At 57.8% G+C, this 13,673-nt stretch carries 17 protein-coding genes; 6 read left to right on the plus strand and 11 right to left on the minus strand.

Annotation, left to right across the window (positions count from 1 at the left end):
* Positions 1 to 85 precede the first annotated feature (85 nt).
* Complete coding sequence (locus ACW81B_RS07540) at positions 86 to 643, plus strand: heme-binding beta-barrel domain-containing protein (RefSeq protein ID WP_491579604.1); 558 nt, start codon at positions 86 to 88, stop codon at positions 641 to 643.
* Positions 644 to 646: 3 nt separating this feature from the next.
* Here the strand turns inward: ACW81B_RS07540 and ACW81B_RS07545 are convergent, their stop codons facing one another.
* A complete protein-coding gene (locus tag ACW81B_RS07545) occupies positions 647 to 1,423 on the minus strand; it encodes a hypothetical protein (protein ID WP_491579605.1) in 777 nt (258 codons plus the stop codon).
* A gap of 70 nt (positions 1,424 to 1,493) precedes the next feature.
* Between ACW81B_RS07545 and ACW81B_RS07550 the strand changes: the two genes are divergently transcribed.
* Positions 1,494 to 2,369 (plus strand): cobalamin-binding protein, encoded by an 876-nt coding sequence (locus tag ACW81B_RS07550; RefSeq protein WP_491579606.1) that lies wholly within the window; start codon positions 1,494 to 1,496, stop codon positions 2,367 to 2,369.
* On the opposite strand, the gene ACW81B_RS07555 is transcribed toward ACW81B_RS07550, so the two are convergent.
* On the minus strand, positions 2,370 to 2,915 hold the full coding sequence (locus tag ACW81B_RS07555; protein WP_491579607.1) for a cob(I)yrinic acid a,c-diamide adenosyltransferase: 546 nt from the start codon (positions 2,913 to 2,915) through the stop codon (positions 2,370 to 2,372).
* Positions 2,916 to 2,919: 4 nt separating this feature from the next.
* Positions 2,920 to 3,573: an energy transducer TonB gene (locus ACW81B_RS07560; RefSeq protein WP_491579608.1), complete on the minus strand. Its 654-nt coding sequence runs from the start codon at positions 3,571 to 3,573 to the stop codon at positions 2,920 to 2,922.
* Positions 3,574 to 3,755: 182 nt separating this feature from the next.
* On the opposite strand from ACW81B_RS07560, the gene ACW81B_RS07565 reads away from it, so the two are divergent.
* The gene (locus tag ACW81B_RS07565) at positions 3,756 to 4,199 is read left to right on the plus strand and encodes a hypothetical protein (protein ID WP_491579609.1); all 444 of its coding nucleotides are present in this window, start codon (positions 3,756 to 3,758) and stop codon (positions 4,197 to 4,199) included.
* 9 nt (positions 4,200 to 4,208) lie between these two features.
* Here the strand turns inward: ACW81B_RS07565 and ACW81B_RS07570 are convergent, their stop codons facing one another.
* From ACW81B_RS07570 to ACW81B_RS07585, 4 genes are all read right to left on the minus strand, one after another.
* Entirely contained in the window at positions 4,209 to 4,679 is a 471-nt protein-coding gene (locus ACW81B_RS07570) for a DUF5658 family protein (protein ID WP_491579610.1), read from the minus strand.
* Positions 4,680 to 4,961: 282 nt separating this feature from the next.
* On the minus strand, positions 4,962 to 5,741 hold the full coding sequence (locus ACW81B_RS07575) for an ABC transporter ATP-binding protein (RefSeq protein WP_491579611.1): 780 nt from the start codon (positions 5,739 to 5,741) through the stop codon (positions 4,962 to 4,964).
* The gene (locus tag ACW81B_RS07580; RefSeq protein WP_491579612.1) at positions 5,734 to 6,711 is read right to left on the minus strand and encodes a FecCD family ABC transporter permease; all 978 of its coding nucleotides are present in this window, start codon (positions 6,709 to 6,711) and stop codon (positions 5,734 to 5,736) included. The genes ACW81B_RS07575 and ACW81B_RS07580 overlap by 8 nt, the downstream gene beginning before the upstream one ends.
* A gap of 4 nt (positions 6,712 to 6,715) precedes the next feature.
* The gene (locus ACW81B_RS07585) at positions 6,716 to 7,369 is read right to left on the minus strand and encodes a histidinol-phosphatase (protein ID WP_491579613.1); all 654 of its coding nucleotides are present in this window, start codon (positions 7,367 to 7,369) and stop codon (positions 6,716 to 6,718) included.
* 145 nt (positions 7,370 to 7,514) lie between these two features.
* On the opposite strand from ACW81B_RS07585, the gene ACW81B_RS07590 reads away from it, so the two are divergent.
* Positions 7,515 to 8,018: an RNA pyrophosphohydrolase gene (locus ACW81B_RS07590; protein WP_491579614.1), complete on the plus strand. Its 504-nt coding sequence runs from the start codon at positions 7,515 to 7,517 to the stop codon at positions 8,016 to 8,018.
* Between the two features lie 43 nt (positions 8,019 to 8,061).
* Positions 8,062 to 10,326 (plus strand): phosphoenolpyruvate--protein phosphotransferase, encoded by a 2,265-nt coding sequence (gene ptsP, locus ACW81B_RS07595; protein ID WP_491579615.1) that lies wholly within the window; start codon positions 8,062 to 8,064, stop codon positions 10,324 to 10,326.
* A gap of 14 nt (positions 10,327 to 10,340) precedes the next feature.
* Here ptsP and ACW81B_RS07600 read toward each other — a convergent pair whose 3' ends face one another.
* From ACW81B_RS07600 to ACW81B_RS07615, 4 genes are all read right to left on the minus strand, one after another.
* Positions 10,341 to 11,102, minus strand: a complete 762-nt coding sequence (locus ACW81B_RS07600) for a PepSY domain-containing protein (RefSeq protein ID WP_491579616.1) — start codon at positions 11,100 to 11,102, stop codon at positions 10,341 to 10,343.
* Positions 11,083 to 11,619, minus strand: coding sequence for an FMN-binding protein (locus ACW81B_RS07605; RefSeq protein ID WP_491579617.1), 537 nt, complete (start codon positions 11,617 to 11,619; stop codon positions 11,083 to 11,085). Before ACW81B_RS07605 ends, ACW81B_RS07600 begins: the two co-directional genes overlap by 20 nt.
* A 73-nt stretch (positions 11,620 to 11,692) precedes the next feature.
* Positions 11,693 to 12,970 (minus strand): porin, encoded by a 1,278-nt coding sequence (locus tag ACW81B_RS07610; RefSeq protein ID WP_491579618.1) that lies wholly within the window; start codon positions 12,968 to 12,970, stop codon positions 11,693 to 11,695.
* Positions 12,971 to 13,046: 76 nt separating this feature from the next.
* The gene (locus tag ACW81B_RS07615) at positions 13,047 to 13,256 is read right to left on the minus strand and encodes a (2Fe-2S)-binding protein (RefSeq protein ID WP_491579619.1); all 210 of its coding nucleotides are present in this window, start codon (positions 13,254 to 13,256) and stop codon (positions 13,047 to 13,049) included.
* 278 nt (positions 13,257 to 13,534) lie between these two features.
* Here ACW81B_RS07615 and ACW81B_RS07620 point away from each other — a divergent pair.
* Positions 13,535 to 13,673, plus strand: a 139-nt coding sequence (locus ACW81B_RS07620; RefSeq protein ID WP_491579621.1) for a ferritin-like domain-containing protein, incomplete at its 3' end; no start/stop codon positions are given.

Consider the following 13,673-nt stretch of genomic DNA (forward strand, 5'->3'; position numbering starts at 1 on the left):
TGCGGCACGGATTTGCCGGAAATCGTTGCCGATGAGGAACGACCGGCATCATCCGGTTTCCGGGTTCTTGTATTAAGGAGCAACTATGAGTGACACGATAATGGAAAATCTCGGCCCCCTGGCAGCACTGGCAGGAACCTGGGAAGGCGACAAAGGTATTGATGTTTCCCGGGTCCACAGCAAGGAAACGGAAACCCGCTACCGGGAGAGAGCGGTTTTTGAGCCGCTTGGCCCGGTCAGAAACGGCCCGCAGGAATTGTATGGCCTGCGCTATTCGATGACGGCCTGGCGTCTGGGTGAAGACGATGCCTTTCATGAAGAGCTGGGTTACTGGTTGTGGGATGCTGGCAACAAACAGGTGCTGCGCTGTTTCATGGTACCCCGCGGGGTTCTGGTCAATGCCGGTGGCGATGCCGAGGCGGACAGCAAAAGCTTTCACCTGTCCGCCGAGGTGGGTTCCGAAACCTACGGCATATTGTCAAACAAGTACCTGGATGAATCCTACAAGACCATGAAGTATCTTCTGGACGTCACGATCAACGATGACGGGACATTCAGTTACAAGGAAGATACCCAGTTATGGATACCGGTTAACAAGGCGATATTCCACCACACGGACCAGAACACCCTGGGCAAGGTGTAAAGCCTATGCCGGTGACAGGGTCTGCGCTGCAATCCGTTTCATCACCGGCACGTCTACACCGTACTGCGCAGCCAGCTCCAGCGCTCTCTGCAGGCGGGCGGGCGCGCTGCGACCCATGCACTTGTGTTCAGTATCGCCGTTAAAGGCTTCCACCATGGCGCTGATCAGGGCTTCACGATTGAGGCTGCGACCGGTAAGTTTTACCTGCAGGGCGATGACCTCACTGGCTATGTCACGGGCAAGCCCCTGGTGTTGTGACCAGAGTTCACCAACGTTTCCACCGGTTGTCAGACCGGCAATATTGGTGGTGAGAATATAGACATTCTTGCGTACCAGTTCGAATAGCAGCTGGTCGGCGTTATCCAGTACAGCCACGGGGATATCGATACGGCCAAGTGCTTCAGCCAGCAGCTCGGCTTCCGGGCCGAAGCACGGCGAGGGGATAATAACCCTGGCGTCCTGCCCCTTTTTCTTTTCAAACCAGACCGAGATGACGGTAGGGTTTTTGTAGCCGTACTGTGCCCAGTCGCCGGGTAGCAATTCGTTTTGCAGGAGTGCAATGCGGTCGCGCCAGGTCCCGGGAATATTTTTCAATACAGGGTGCAGGTCTTTCTCGGCCACGGCAACAAGCACCTGTTCCGGGGAGGGCAGCCTGGTGGCCAGCGCTTCGCAGTCTGTTTCTCGCGTAACAGGATAAACCGGGTACCCGTCACGCAGGAAACCGCGGGCGAATACGCCGCCCATTTCACCCAGCCCAATGATGACCACAGGATTTTTCATGTGTGTTGCCCCTGAATTCAACTGGCGGCGGATTATACCCGGCTTTCGTCCATCGCGTAGAATGGTGCTCATGAAAGCGTGCTTCGCAATACTGGTGATTGGCCTGCTGAATGGTGTGGTACATGCTGCCGTGGAAGTTTCCGATGACGCGGGCCGGACCGTTCGACTGGAGCAACCGGCACAGCGGATCGTGAGTCTTTCACCACATGTAACCGAACTGTTGTTTGCCGCCGGTGCTGGTGACCGTGTGGTCGCCGTGTCGGAGTACAGTAACTGGCCCCCGGCCGCCCGGCGGTTACCGCGCACAGGTAGTGGCGCAGGTCTGAATGTGGAAGCCATAGTGGCGCAGCGACCGGACCTGGTGGTGGCCTGGTTGAGCGGTAATGCAAGGGCGCAGTTGCATCAGCTGGAAGGTTTCGGTGTGCCGGTGTTCTACTCCGAGCCGGGCGATATCGACGGTATTGCGGAAAACCTGCTGGCGCTGGGACGTCTTGCCGGCAGTGAAGTGCAGGCGCAACGGGCGGCGAAGGCTTTTCGTGAAGGTGTAAGTGTCTTGCAGACACGTTATGCCCATCGAAGGCCGGTCACGGCGTTTTACCAGGTATGGGAACAACCCCTGATGACCATTAACGGCCGGCACCTGATCAGCCGCTGGATGCACCTGTGCGGCGCGCGGAATATCTTTGCCGATCTGCCGGACCTTGCGCCAACAGTGGATCTGGAGGCAGTACTGAAAGCGGACCCCGACGTATTGCTTGCCGGCCGGCATCCTGGCAAAAGCACGAACTGGCAGGCGCGCTGGCGGCAGTGGAAAGACCTGCGCGCTGTACGTGGTAATCACCTGTATAGCGTGCCGGCGGAAACCCTGGAACGGCAAACGCCAAGAGCCTTGCAGGCAGCGCAGGAGTTGTGTGAGCGCGTTGATGAAGCGCGCAAGGCGAATTGATCAGCGTTCGTGTCGCCAGAGTACGTCGGGTACCTGTGCGTTTTTATTCAGGTGGCGGGCGAGTACAAACAGGTAATCCGAAAGCCGGTTGAGGTAGTGAACAGCAGCTGGATTGACCGGCCCGCTTTTGGCCAGTGTGACCAGTCGCCGTTCGGCTCGCCGGCACACACTGCGCGCAAGGTGGCAGTGCGCGGCAGACGCGCAGCCACCCGGCAGGATAAATTCTTTCAGCATCGGCAGGTCGGCGTTCAGCGCATCGAGTTGTTGTTCCAGTTGCTCAACAGCAGCGGCATCGATCATGGTGTGCCCCGGGATCGACAATTCACCGCCAACATCGAACAGCCGGTGCTGGATTTCGGTCAGCGCCGCGCGCGCTGTGTCGGGGGGCTCTCCACTCAACATGACGCCGATCTGGCTGTTCAGCTCATCAATCGTGCCAATGGCTTCGATGCGGAATTCATCTTTGCAAACCCGCGACCCGTCACCGAGCCCGGTGTTGCCATCATCACCGGTACGGGTATAGATCTTTGACAGACGATGTCCCATGTATTCAGCTGTCGAGCAGCTTGTATTGTACGGGGAGCCGGACTTCCAGTGACCCGCCGTTGAGCCAGTGTCTGGCCTGAGGAAGGTGTTCGATGCGACGTACAGCCCTGAGTGCAGACTGATCAAGGGTGCGATAGCCGGAAGTCTGCACAATCCTCCAGTCACTCAGGTCACCGTTACTTGCGACACGCAGTGACAGCAGTACGCGACCCTGCCAGCCACGTTGCCGTGCCAGCCATGGGTACTCAAAATGTTTCGCCAGTCGGTTTTTTAGCGCAGCGCTGATCTGTTCGCTGGCGTTCTCTGCAGCACGATGGCGTGGCAATGCCGGCGTATTGCTGCTTGTGGCAAGCCGTTCGCTGGTGGGCCGGGGTTTTGTTTCCCGGGTTGTCGTTTCTGCCTGTATATGGGGTACGGCGGTCTTTACCGGACGTGGCTTGCGGGTTGTTGACAGTTTTGCCTGGCCTGGAATTTGTACCGGCCGGTTTTCTGCATGATCTGTTTTGCCGGCCTGTCGCGCAGGCTGCAGTGCAACACGTAACACCTGCGCTTCACCGCCAATGGCCAGCGGCGAAGTATGGTCGACATCGAACCACAGCGCCGCAGCGCCGTGCGCCAGCGTCGAGACAGTAATAAAAGCGGCGATACGTAGATCCATGGGTGGGTCAAAGTGGTTCAGGGCGACGCATTACTGTACGCGCCGGACGGCCAGTGTGTCAAGGGGGGTGATCAGGTAACTCTATGAGTTTAAAGTGAGTTTTTGCGGCGCAGGGTTTGCCGTTGAGTTGGGTCGGTGACTGTATTAGGCTTGGCTGACAGTATTGTATGGCGGGTAGACGGATGACAGAAAACCTGAAAAGCGAGTTTCACCGTGAGTTCAGGGGTACGTTTTACGGCGTGCTGCGCTGGGAGCATCTTGATGCGCTGTGGGGGCGGTTGCGCGAGGATGCGGGCGGTGACTGGTATGTTTATGCGGTAGGCGAAACGCCACCGGAAACAGTGGCCGGGGCGGATGACGTACTGCGCTTTGTCGATGAAATCGACGTGTTATTGCGCAAGGAACACGAAGAAGACTACTGCGGCATTGTCTATGTCGACGACCCGGCTAACCCCGGTTTCGTGAAAATTTTTGACCCGAACAACCTTGGGGTGTCCTGCGGCTACAGTGATAACCCGCCCCTGCCCGGCTGGATTCTTTCCAAGCTGCCGCCAGCCGACTTGCAAGCGCCGATGCCGCAACCCGGCAACCGGCGCCGCTGGTGGCAGCGGCTGTTTTCCAGTTGATCCTGTTTGTCACAGGATAACCCTCAACAGTACGATCTCGTACGCGATAAGCGTACCGTACACGAATAGCAGCAGCTTCAGCATTTGCTTGCCGCTGGTGACTTTCAGTATACGGAAGTGCGAATGCATCAGCAGGAACAGGACACCGACGCAGGTGATAGCGATTTTGGTCGCGACGAATGTGCGGGTGCTTATTTCCAGCAGATGGGCCATGAAATGATTGGCTTCGTAAGCGCCGTGACTGAGTAGCGTAAGTGTCAGGAGTGCGTCCAGGCAACTCAGCAGCAGCACGCCAAGTCCGGTTAGGACCAGTCCGGGTTCATACCAGTCCAGGTAGTAGTTGTGCCCCGCGCGGCGCGCCTGACGACGCCGGCCACGGCCGTGGAGACCGCAGTAGGTCACGGTGCGCCAGCTATGGCGGCGGCGGTCTTTCTGGCCGCGTCGTTCCGCGAGGGTGGTTTCGCTATTCAGCACAGCCATTGGGTCACCTGAAATCATGGACGCCTTTCCGCGGATATTTTACCTGAGTATACAAGCAACTGCTGTGCCGTTTCAGAAGCTGCTGGAAACTCAGTCGCTTAGCGTGGCCAGGAAAATGCTGCCTTGAAACAATGTAAAATTCACCGACATTCGGGTATCGGCTGGCTCGTCTGGAATGGAGGTAAAAGATAATTTATACAAAGGCCTGGGAGGGTTTGTATGGAGCTGACAGTGGAGCCGGAAAAATTAGCGCCGCTGACTGTTTGTCGAAATAGTTAACAATTATTCAGGCAGCCAGGCTTGCCCATGTGCGGTTTCAATGGCGATTAACGGGTGGTTAAAGGCGCTTTCCAGGGCGGAAGTCTGAAGAATATCGCCGCTTCTGCCGAGCTGGATGTGTGCGTCGCCACGCATCAGTAACACATGGTCGCAGAAGCGCGCAGCCAGGTTGATGTCGTGCAGCACCATGATGATGGCTGCGTTGTTCCGGCGGGCGTGATCGCGCAGTTTTTGCAGGATATGAATGCGGTGATGCAGGTCCAGGTGATTGGTCGGTTCGTCGAGCAGCAGCAGGCGGGGTTGCTGGGTGAGCAGGGTGGCGATGGCGACGCGCTGACGTTCGCCACCGGACAGTGTCTGGACATTGCGTTGTCTGAAACCTTCGAGGTCGACTTGTGCCAGTGCGTTGCTGGCAATATCGATGTCTGCTTCAGTTTCCCATTGCCAGCCATGCAGGTGCGGGTGTCTCCCCTGCAGGACGGTTTCCATCACCGTGCTCGGGAACGGGTCTTCCTGGTTCTGGAACAGTACGCCGAGCTGCTGTGCGACGCGTTTTCGCGGTAGCGCCTGGATCGATTGCCCTTCGAGCTGAATGCTGCCGGCAGCAGGCGCATGCAGGCCGGCGAGCGTATGTAGCAGAGTGGTCTTGCCGGCACCGTTGCGGCCGAGGATGCACCAGCACTGTCCGGCCTCGACAGCGAGGTTCAGTCGCTGCGCAAAGCATGTGTTGTCGATGCGGATATCGACATCGGTGGCCCGCAGTAACGGTGTGTTTTTATCCATGTCGGTTGTCCTGTGCGCGGTACAGCAGGAACAGGAACATCGGCACACCCAGCAGTGCGGTCAGCACCCCTACCGGCAGCAACTGCGGTGCAATCAGGCTGCGCGACAGGGCGTCGGCAAACAACAGTAATGCGCCACCCAGCAGCGCTGCGCCAGGTATCAGTATGCGGTAATCGCGCGCGCCGGCGAGGCGCAGCATGTGTGGCGCGATCAGGCCGATGAAACCGATGTTGCCCGCCTGGGTGACGGCTGTCGCTGTCGCCAGCGACGCCAGCAGATAAAGCAGCAGGCGCAGTCGATTCACCTCGACACCCAGTGAGGCCGCGCGCAACTCGCCACCGGCCAGCAGGTTCAGGGACGGGGACAGCGCCATGGCAAACCATGCCGTAAACAGCAAAACCATGCTGCCGGTAACGGGCAATTGTGTATAGCCGAGGTCGCCCATCAGCCAGAACAGCATGCCCTGTATCCGGCTGGCCGGGCTGATGGCAAGCAACAGGCTGATGAGTGCGCCCCAGCCGGCGGCCAGCACCACGCCGGTCAGTAGCAGGCGGGTGGTGTTCCAGTTGCCGCGCCCGCGCGCCAGCACGAATACCAGCAGTGTCGAGAGTAAAGCGCCGGCAAAGGCCGAGGCCTGCAGCATGATGGCGCCGGCGCCCAGCAGCAGGGCCAGTAGCGCGCCGACCGAGGCGCCTCCCGATACGCCGAGGATATAGGGATCGGCCAGCGGGTTACGCAACAGCACTTGCATGAGCGCGCCGGCAATGGCCAGCAAGGCGCCGGTGACAAACGCCGTGGCGGTGCGCGGCAGTCGCAGTTCCAGCAGGATTTGCGTGTTGAGTGAATTGCCATCCGCGAGCATATCGCGCAGGCTGATGGCGGCAGTTCCGGTGTCGAGGCTTAGCCAGAGGCCGGCCAGGCTGGCGACACCGAGTACGGCAAACAGCGGCAGGGCGCGTAGTGGTTTCACGCGGTCAACGCAGGCTGGTCACCGGCCAGCCGCGTTCGCTGGCCAGTACGCGGAGTTTGTCATCGGGATCGACGGCAACCGGGTACTCGACCTGTTCCAGCAGTGGCAGGTCGTTGTGCGAGTCACTGTAGAACCAGCTGCCGTTCAGCGATGCATGATTGTCGGCCAGCCATTGTTGCAGGCGTTTGACCTTGCCGCCCTGGAAGCAGGGTTCGCCGACGACGCCACCGGTGTATTCGCCGTCACGCAGTTCGGGTTCTGTCGCCAGTAAATGCCTGACGCCGTAGCGTTCGGCAATGGGTTCGGTGATAAAACGATTGGTCGCGGTAATAATCAGTAGCTCATCACCGGCCGCCCGGTGCCGGTCAAGTAATGCCCTGGCCTTGTCGAGCATGATCGGTTCGATCTTGATGGCCAGAAATTCTTCACGCCAGGCTTCCAGTTGCTGTCGGCTGTGGTCGGCCAGCGGCTTGAGCTGGAAACGCAAAAATTCGTGAATATCCAGGCTTCCGTCGAGATATTGGTCGTAAAAGCGTTGATTTTCGGCTTCGTAGGCTTCGGCGTCGACAATACCGTGTTCCGCGAGAAAACAGCCCCACAGGTAGTCGCTGTCGCCATCCAGCAGTGTGTTGTCGAGGTCGAAAAGCGCCAACGCCATGATTTTTATCCGATAAGATAACCTGAGGGTGCAGGATAGTCGCCCCGCCGGCAAAGGTAAATCAGACTTTGTGCGGCAGATTTGCGCCGATTGACGCCGTGTGTACAATGGTTTTATACAGTAAAAGATTCCACAGAGCGCGCAAGTGATTGATTCAAATGGCTATAGAGCAAATGTCGGGATTATCCTGACAAATCCGGAGGGGCAGTTGCTATGGGCGCGGCGGATACGCCAGGACGCCTGGCAGTTCCCGCAGGGCGGCATCCAGAAAGAAGAGACGCCCGAACAGGCGATGTACCGTGAACTGGAAGAAGAGATTGGCCTGGAACCGGATCATGTCGATGTGCTCGGTTCGACCCGAGGCTGGTTGCGTTACCGGTTGCCGGAACGGTTTATCCGTCATCACCAGAAGCCGGTGTGTATTGGCCAGAAGCAGGTCTGGTTCATGTTGCGGTTGCTGAGCGACGAGCGGTTTGTCAGGCTGGATCTGAGTGACAGGCCCGAGTTTGATAACTGGCGCTGGGTGGACTACTGGCACCCGCTGCGCGAAGTGGTTCCCTTCAAACGAACGGTATACAAAAAGGCGCTGAATGAACTGGCGCCGCTGATCTTCCCCGACGGCAAGGTGCCGGACAGGGTGGTGCGCTGAGACGCCTCACGGGCTTTGCCCTGACTCGAATGGAATCTGAAACTTGCTTGATACCCTGAGACGCATTATTCAGGAAGTGAACCGTGCACCGGACCTGTCGCGTGCGCTGTCCATTATCGTCAGCCGCGTTAAACAGGCGATGGTGGTGGATGTCTGTTCGGTGTATCTCACCGACCCTGAAAGTCAGCAACATGTTCTGATGGCGACCGACGGGTATAACACGGCTGCCGTGGGCAAGGTGCGACTGAATTTTGGCGAAGGCCTGGTCGGTGTGGTGGCGCGTCGCGAGGAAATACTCAACCTCGACGATGCCTCTTCGCACAAGGCCTATGTCTATACCGGTGAGATCGGCGAAGATCCTTTCCATGGTTTTCTTGGTGTGCCGATTGTGCAACATCGCAAGGTGCTGGGTGTGCTGGTGGTGCGCCAGCATGAACGGCGGCGTTTTGCCGAGCCGGAAGAAACGTTCCTGTTTACCCTGGCGGCACAGCTGGCAGGTGCAATCAGTCATGCCGAAGCCAGTGGTGATATTACCCGCCTGCTGCAGGAATCCGATGAATCCCGCTATGCATTGAAAGGTAACTCCGGTACGCCGGGTGCGGCCGTGGGTCGTGCGCATGTGGTTTACCCGATGGCGAACCTGGAAGCGATCCCGGACCGGCCGGCGGAAGATACAGAAAAAGAGATTGCGGAGTTCCGTGCCGCGGTGGCTGCTGTCGAGCGTGACATGCGCATGATGTCGGCGCGTATGGTGGATTCGTTACCGGCAGAAGACATTGCACTGTTTGACGCGCTGATCATGATGTTGCGCAGCGAGAACCTGGTCGATGGCACCATCAAGGGGATTCGTGCCGGTAACTGGGCGCCGGGTGCCTTGCGCGAGACCATTGTTGAACACGTGAGAGCCTTCGAGGCCATGGAAGACCCGTACCTGCGCGAACGCGCCAGCGACGTGCGTGATCTCGGGCGGCGTATTCTGGAGCATCTGCAAAGTACCAGCCCGGCCCGGCGTTGCTGGCAGCCGAACACCATTCTGGTCGGTGAAGAGATCAGCGCCAGCCAGCTTGCCGAGGTGCCGGTGCAATACCTGGTCGGCGTTATATCGGCGAGTGGATCAAGTGCCTCGCATGTTGCCATCCTGGCGCGTGCACTGGGTATTCCCGCGGTGATGGGCGTAGAAGACCTGCCCGTCAATCGGCTGGAAGGTCAGGACATTGTCGTCGATGGTTACCAGGCACGCCTGTTTGTTCGCCCGTCGCGCGCCATACGCGAAGAATTCCAGCGCCTGCAGGCCGAAGAGGCAGCGCTTTCCCAGGACTTGCTGGATCTTATCGAGTTGCCATCCGAGACACCTGACGGTGTACACGTGCCTCTGTATGCAAACACCGGTCTGCTGACGGATATCACACCATCGCTGCGTTGCGGGGCGGAAGGTGTCGGGCTTTATCGCACCGAAGTGCCTTTCATGATCCGCGATCGCTTCCCGGGCGAGGAGGAACAGTTCCGTATTTACCGGCAGGTGCTGGAAGCCTTTGCGCCATCACCGGTAACGGTACGCACGCTGGATATCGGCGGTGACAAGGCGTTGCCGTATTTTCCGGTCGAGGAAGAAAACCCGTTCCTGGGCTGGCGTGGTATTCGCATTGCACTGGATCACCCGGAGATTTTCCTGACCCAGGTACGCGCTATTCTGCGCGCCAACAGTGGGCTGGGTAATTTACAGTTGATGTTGCCGATGATCAGCTGTGTCAGCGAAATCGATGATGCCATGGGCCTGGTGCGGCGTGCTTACGAAGAGCTGCTCGAGGAAGGTGAAACAATCAGCTTCCCGAAAATCGGTGTCATGATCGAAGTGCCATCGGCGGTGTACCAGGTGCCGGCCATGGCAAAGCGGGTGGATTTCTTTTCGATCGGCAGTAACGACCTGACCCAGTACCTGCTGGCGGTGGACCGCAATAATGCACAGGTCAGCGGACTCTATAATGCGCTGCACCCGGCGGTATTGCGTGCCATACACCAGGTAGTCGTTGAGGCGCATGCCGTGGATCGCCCGGTGAGTGTGTGCGGTGAAATGGCCGGCGACCCGGCAGCGGCATTACTGTTGCTCGGCATGGGTGTCGATTCACTGAGTATGAGTGCGGCCAGCCTGCTGCGTGTGAAGTGGGCGTTACGCAGCTTTAACACGGAAAAGATGCGCGACTTGCTGGAAGAGACCTGGCAACTGGAAGACGCGGCTGCCGTGCAGGCCCTGTTGCACAACAGTCTGGATGAAGCGGGCCTCGGTGGCCTGGTGCGTGCCGGTCGTTGAAATCAGACCGGTTGTCAGCGACGGCGTTTCAGCCAGATCCAGCCGCCAGTCAGTGATAGCAGGATGAGTAATGCCGCAGCAATATCAAATACCCACGGCCCGGGTTTACCGAAGAAACGCCCGCTGTGCAGGTCGAGCAGTACGCGCTCGACAGGCAGCACTTCACCCCTGAAATGATGCTGCAATAATTTCTTCAGGCCGGGATCCAGTGGTTCAGGGTTCGCCCAGTGGATACGGCGGCTATCCCGGTCGAGCCGTTGCCAGCGAATAAAGTCGCTGTCCGGCTGGTAAATTTCGTGCAGCGTGCGGACTACAAGTTTGCCAGTGTCATCCACGCCAATCTGTTCGATGCCTGCGGGGACGCCATCCTTGCGCTTGAGATGTTCGATGATTTCCCCACGCGGTGTCAGTAACAGCATGTTGCTATTGACGCTGACAACAATAACATCGGTGATTTGCAATGCGCCCGTCAGGTTACGGTAATTGTCGCCAATTTCCTTTCTGTCCAGGTACAGGTCGTCTCCCATCAGGGTGATATGGCGGTCGCCAACCGGGAAACTCAGCAACTGTTCCGGGGCCTTGATGCCATACCAGTCGAGTATCCATTCAGACTGGATATGTGAGTCGCTGAATTTAAAATCGTCTGTATGATTCAGCAAAATACCGGTAACTGCGATGATCAGTGTGAACAGTGCCGCACTGACCCCCATGTAGCGGTGCCATACATAGAAAGAGCGTATCTTGAAGCGTTGTTTTCTACGGTGATGTTTCGACATGCGGCTTGACCGTTACGCTATCGAGATACAGGGCCAGGGTGGCGATTTTCTTCAGTGCTCGTACCGACAGCGTTGCCCCGGAAATACCGTCGATGGTTTTATTCAGTGTGCCATCATTGCCCAGCCCGGCATCATTGAACTGGTCGGTAAAGAACGGGTGGCGAACTTCCCAGCCGCGACTTTCCCTGAAGATGAGCACCTTGATGCGTTCAAGATGACCGTCCTGGATAACCACGCCCACAGTGATAGGGTGGTCCTTGCCGATTTCCTCCAGTATCCAGGCACTGCGCTGGTTCTTGCGCCAGTAGCGAATGCGCAGACTCGGGTAATCGTGTGCCAGTATTTCACGTGCGCGCAGCTTGCGCTCACCGGTCAGCCACACCACGGCGGGTTGCGGCACCTGGCCGTTAAAACTGTCAGAGAGAAAATCCTGCGGTTCCTGGTAGGTGCCACGCGCCCACAGCAGCACGGGTAACAGGCTGAGCAGGATAAACAAGCGGAAGGTAATGGGTTTCATGAACTAACCGGAATTGAACACGGGACGCCGGAGCGCCCCGTATTCTGCCTGAGTTGAGGATTGAGTGACAGCCTCAGAACTGGTAACCGACGCCGAGGTTGAAACCATCGAACTCATCCTTGCCGGACGGGGCATCCTGAATCTGGTAGTCGGCTTTTAACACCACGTCCGGGTGCGGCCAGTAGTTCACACCGAAATCGACCTGGGTGTATTCCGTGTCAGTGGAATTACCCGCCTGGTTGTCCCAGCTGTTGTAGCGGGCAAATACACCCACTTTCGGCGTGACCTTGAAGGAAGGCTCGACGTACCAGCCAGTCTGCTCGTCTGCACCGACAGCGGCCGGGCCGGAGCCGTCCAGGTCCCAGCTGGCATACAGGGCGCGCAGGCCAAACGGGCCGCGATTGGCGATAACGTGGGCTTCAACGAGGGTGGCGGAACCGGCGGAAGGGTCAACCCCCTGCGTCATGTCGGTCTGGTACTGGACGGTCATGGCCAGTTCTACGCCCGGCAGGCCGGTCCATTTGATGCGTCCGGTATAGGCCAGATCGTTGGCGTTGGCTTTACGGGCACTTTGCCGGCCGCTACGCACGGCGTAGTCTTTGCCGACATTGGTGTTGAACCCGGAGTGAACCAGCAGGTCATAGCTCCAGCCTTCACCAAAGCGGCCGTTCAGACTGGCGCCACCCTCACGCCAGGTGGTCGGGATAATCTTGTTTTCCACCGGATTGCGTTCCACGCCATAGAAAGTGTTGGGCTCATGGACCTCGTTCAGAATGCCGGCCGGTACCAGCAACAGACCGGCACGACTGGAGAGGTTCTCGTTAAGGTCAAATTCGACGTAGGCCTGCTCCATGGAGACTTCGCCACCGCCTTTGCCTTCGCCGGCCTGGGCGTGTTCAACCTCCAGTTCAGACCAGAAGCGGATGCGGTCGTTGAACTCATGGCCGAGAAACAGGATGGCACGGTGCAGGTCGATTTCTTTCTTGTCACTGCCGCCGCTGGTCTGGTTGTCCAGGTTGTTGTAGTGCAATTCGCCGTAGCCGCCAACGACAGTCCGGCCCGAGCTGCCGTGTGAAAAGGCGGTACTGCTGACGCCGTGCCCCGCTCTTTCCGGCTTGTAACCGGAAGTGGCGCTGGCCGGGCCGCCAGTCTGTATCTGATCCACGACCTCGCCCGTAGCTTCGACCTTTTCATCAATCGTCTCTTGCCGTTTCTGCAGGGCCTTAATTTCCTGTTGCTGCTTCTGGATGATATCCCACATGACTTCAGGGGAGGGCATTTCGGTGGCGCCGACGGAGGCGGTCACCAGGAGGGTTGCAAGGCTGATACTGGTGTTCAATGCGCGTTTCATTGCTGAAAGTTCCTCAGTGCAGTTGTAGACTGAGGCGCATTATAGAGAAAAATAAACTAAATGCAAATCGTTCTTATTAGCATGTAGAGGTGGCGAGAACAGGGAGTCGTGTTTCACACTGTTCTGCCAGTGTTTCGTCCCTGATTTCACGCACCTGCTGCTTACATTTGCCGCACTGACCGGTACACCCCAGTTGTTTGCGCAGGGCTCGAACTGTGTTTGCGCCATCCTGGACCGCGTTGCGTATTTCCCGGTCCGTTACACCTTTGCAGATACATACATACATCGTGATCGTTCTCGACAAGGGTTGTTAATTTACAGGGCAAACAGTTAATCACTAATGCGAATCATTGTCAATTGCATTTCGTCACCGTTGAGGCGAGGCCTGGATGCGAATGCTTCTTATTGCTTGATTTTCAGCGACTTAGTTCTTGCGTCAAGCCGTTGCGCCGGTATACTTTTGCGGTAGAAATTCTGTTTGCACACCGACTGCTCAGCCAGCCAATCCCTGACTGTCCAGGGATAGCCAGCCATGCCCACACGTCCAGACAGGGAGGCCGACCCATGAAAGGCGACACCAAAGCAATTCAGTATCTGAATGGCGTGCTCAAGAACGAGCTCATCGCGATCAACCAGTATTTTCTGCATGCCCGCATGTATAAGAACTGGGGGTTAAATCAACTCAATGAGCACGAGTACAAGG

It is taken from the genome of Thiogranum sp. (genome assembly GCF_058323355.1).

Coding starts and splice junctions, on each gene's coding strand:
- ACW81B_RS07540 (WP_491579604.1), top strand. CDS start 86: ATGAGTGACACGATAATGGAAAATCTCGGCCCCCTGGCAGCACTGGCA.
- ACW81B_RS07545 (WP_491579605.1), bottom strand. CDS start 1,423: ATGAAAAATCCTGTGGTCATCATTGGGCTGGGTGAAATGGGCGGCGTA.
- ACW81B_RS07550 (WP_491579606.1), top strand. CDS start 1,494: ATGAAAGCGTGCTTCGCAATACTGGTGATTGGCCTGCTGAATGGTGTG.
- ACW81B_RS07555 (WP_491579607.1), bottom strand. CDS start 2,915: ATGGGACATCGTCTGTCAAAGATCTATACCCGTACCGGTGATGATGGC.
- ACW81B_RS07560 (WP_491579608.1), bottom strand. CDS start 3,573: ATGGATCTACGTATCGCCGCTTTTATTACTGTCTCGACGCTGGCGCAC.
- ACW81B_RS07565 (WP_491579609.1), top strand. CDS start 3,756: ATGACAGAAAACCTGAAAAGCGAGTTTCACCGTGAGTTCAGGGGTACG.
- ACW81B_RS07570 (WP_491579610.1), bottom strand. CDS start 4,679: ATGGCTGTGCTGAATAGCGAAACCACCCTCGCGGAACGACGCGGCCAG.
- ACW81B_RS07575 (WP_491579611.1), bottom strand. CDS start 5,741: ATGGATAAAAACACACCGTTACTGCGGGCCACCGATGTCGATATCCGC.
- ACW81B_RS07585 (WP_491579613.1), bottom strand. CDS start 7,369: ATGGCGTTGGCGCTTTTCGACCTCGACAACACACTGCTGGATGGCGAC.
- ACW81B_RS07600 (WP_491579616.1), bottom strand. CDS start 11,102: ATGTCGAAACATCACCGTAGAAAACAACGCTTCAAGATACGCTCTTTC.
- ACW81B_RS07605 (WP_491579617.1), bottom strand. CDS start 11,619: ATGAAACCCATTACCTTCCGCTTGTTTATCCTGCTCAGCCTGTTACCC.
- ACW81B_RS07610 (WP_491579618.1), bottom strand. CDS start 12,970: ATGAAACGCGCATTGAACACCAGTATCAGCCTTGCAACCCTCCTGGTG.
- ACW81B_RS07615 (WP_491579619.1), bottom strand. CDS start 13,256: ATGTATGTATGTATCTGCAAAGGTGTAACGGACCGGGAAATACGCAAC.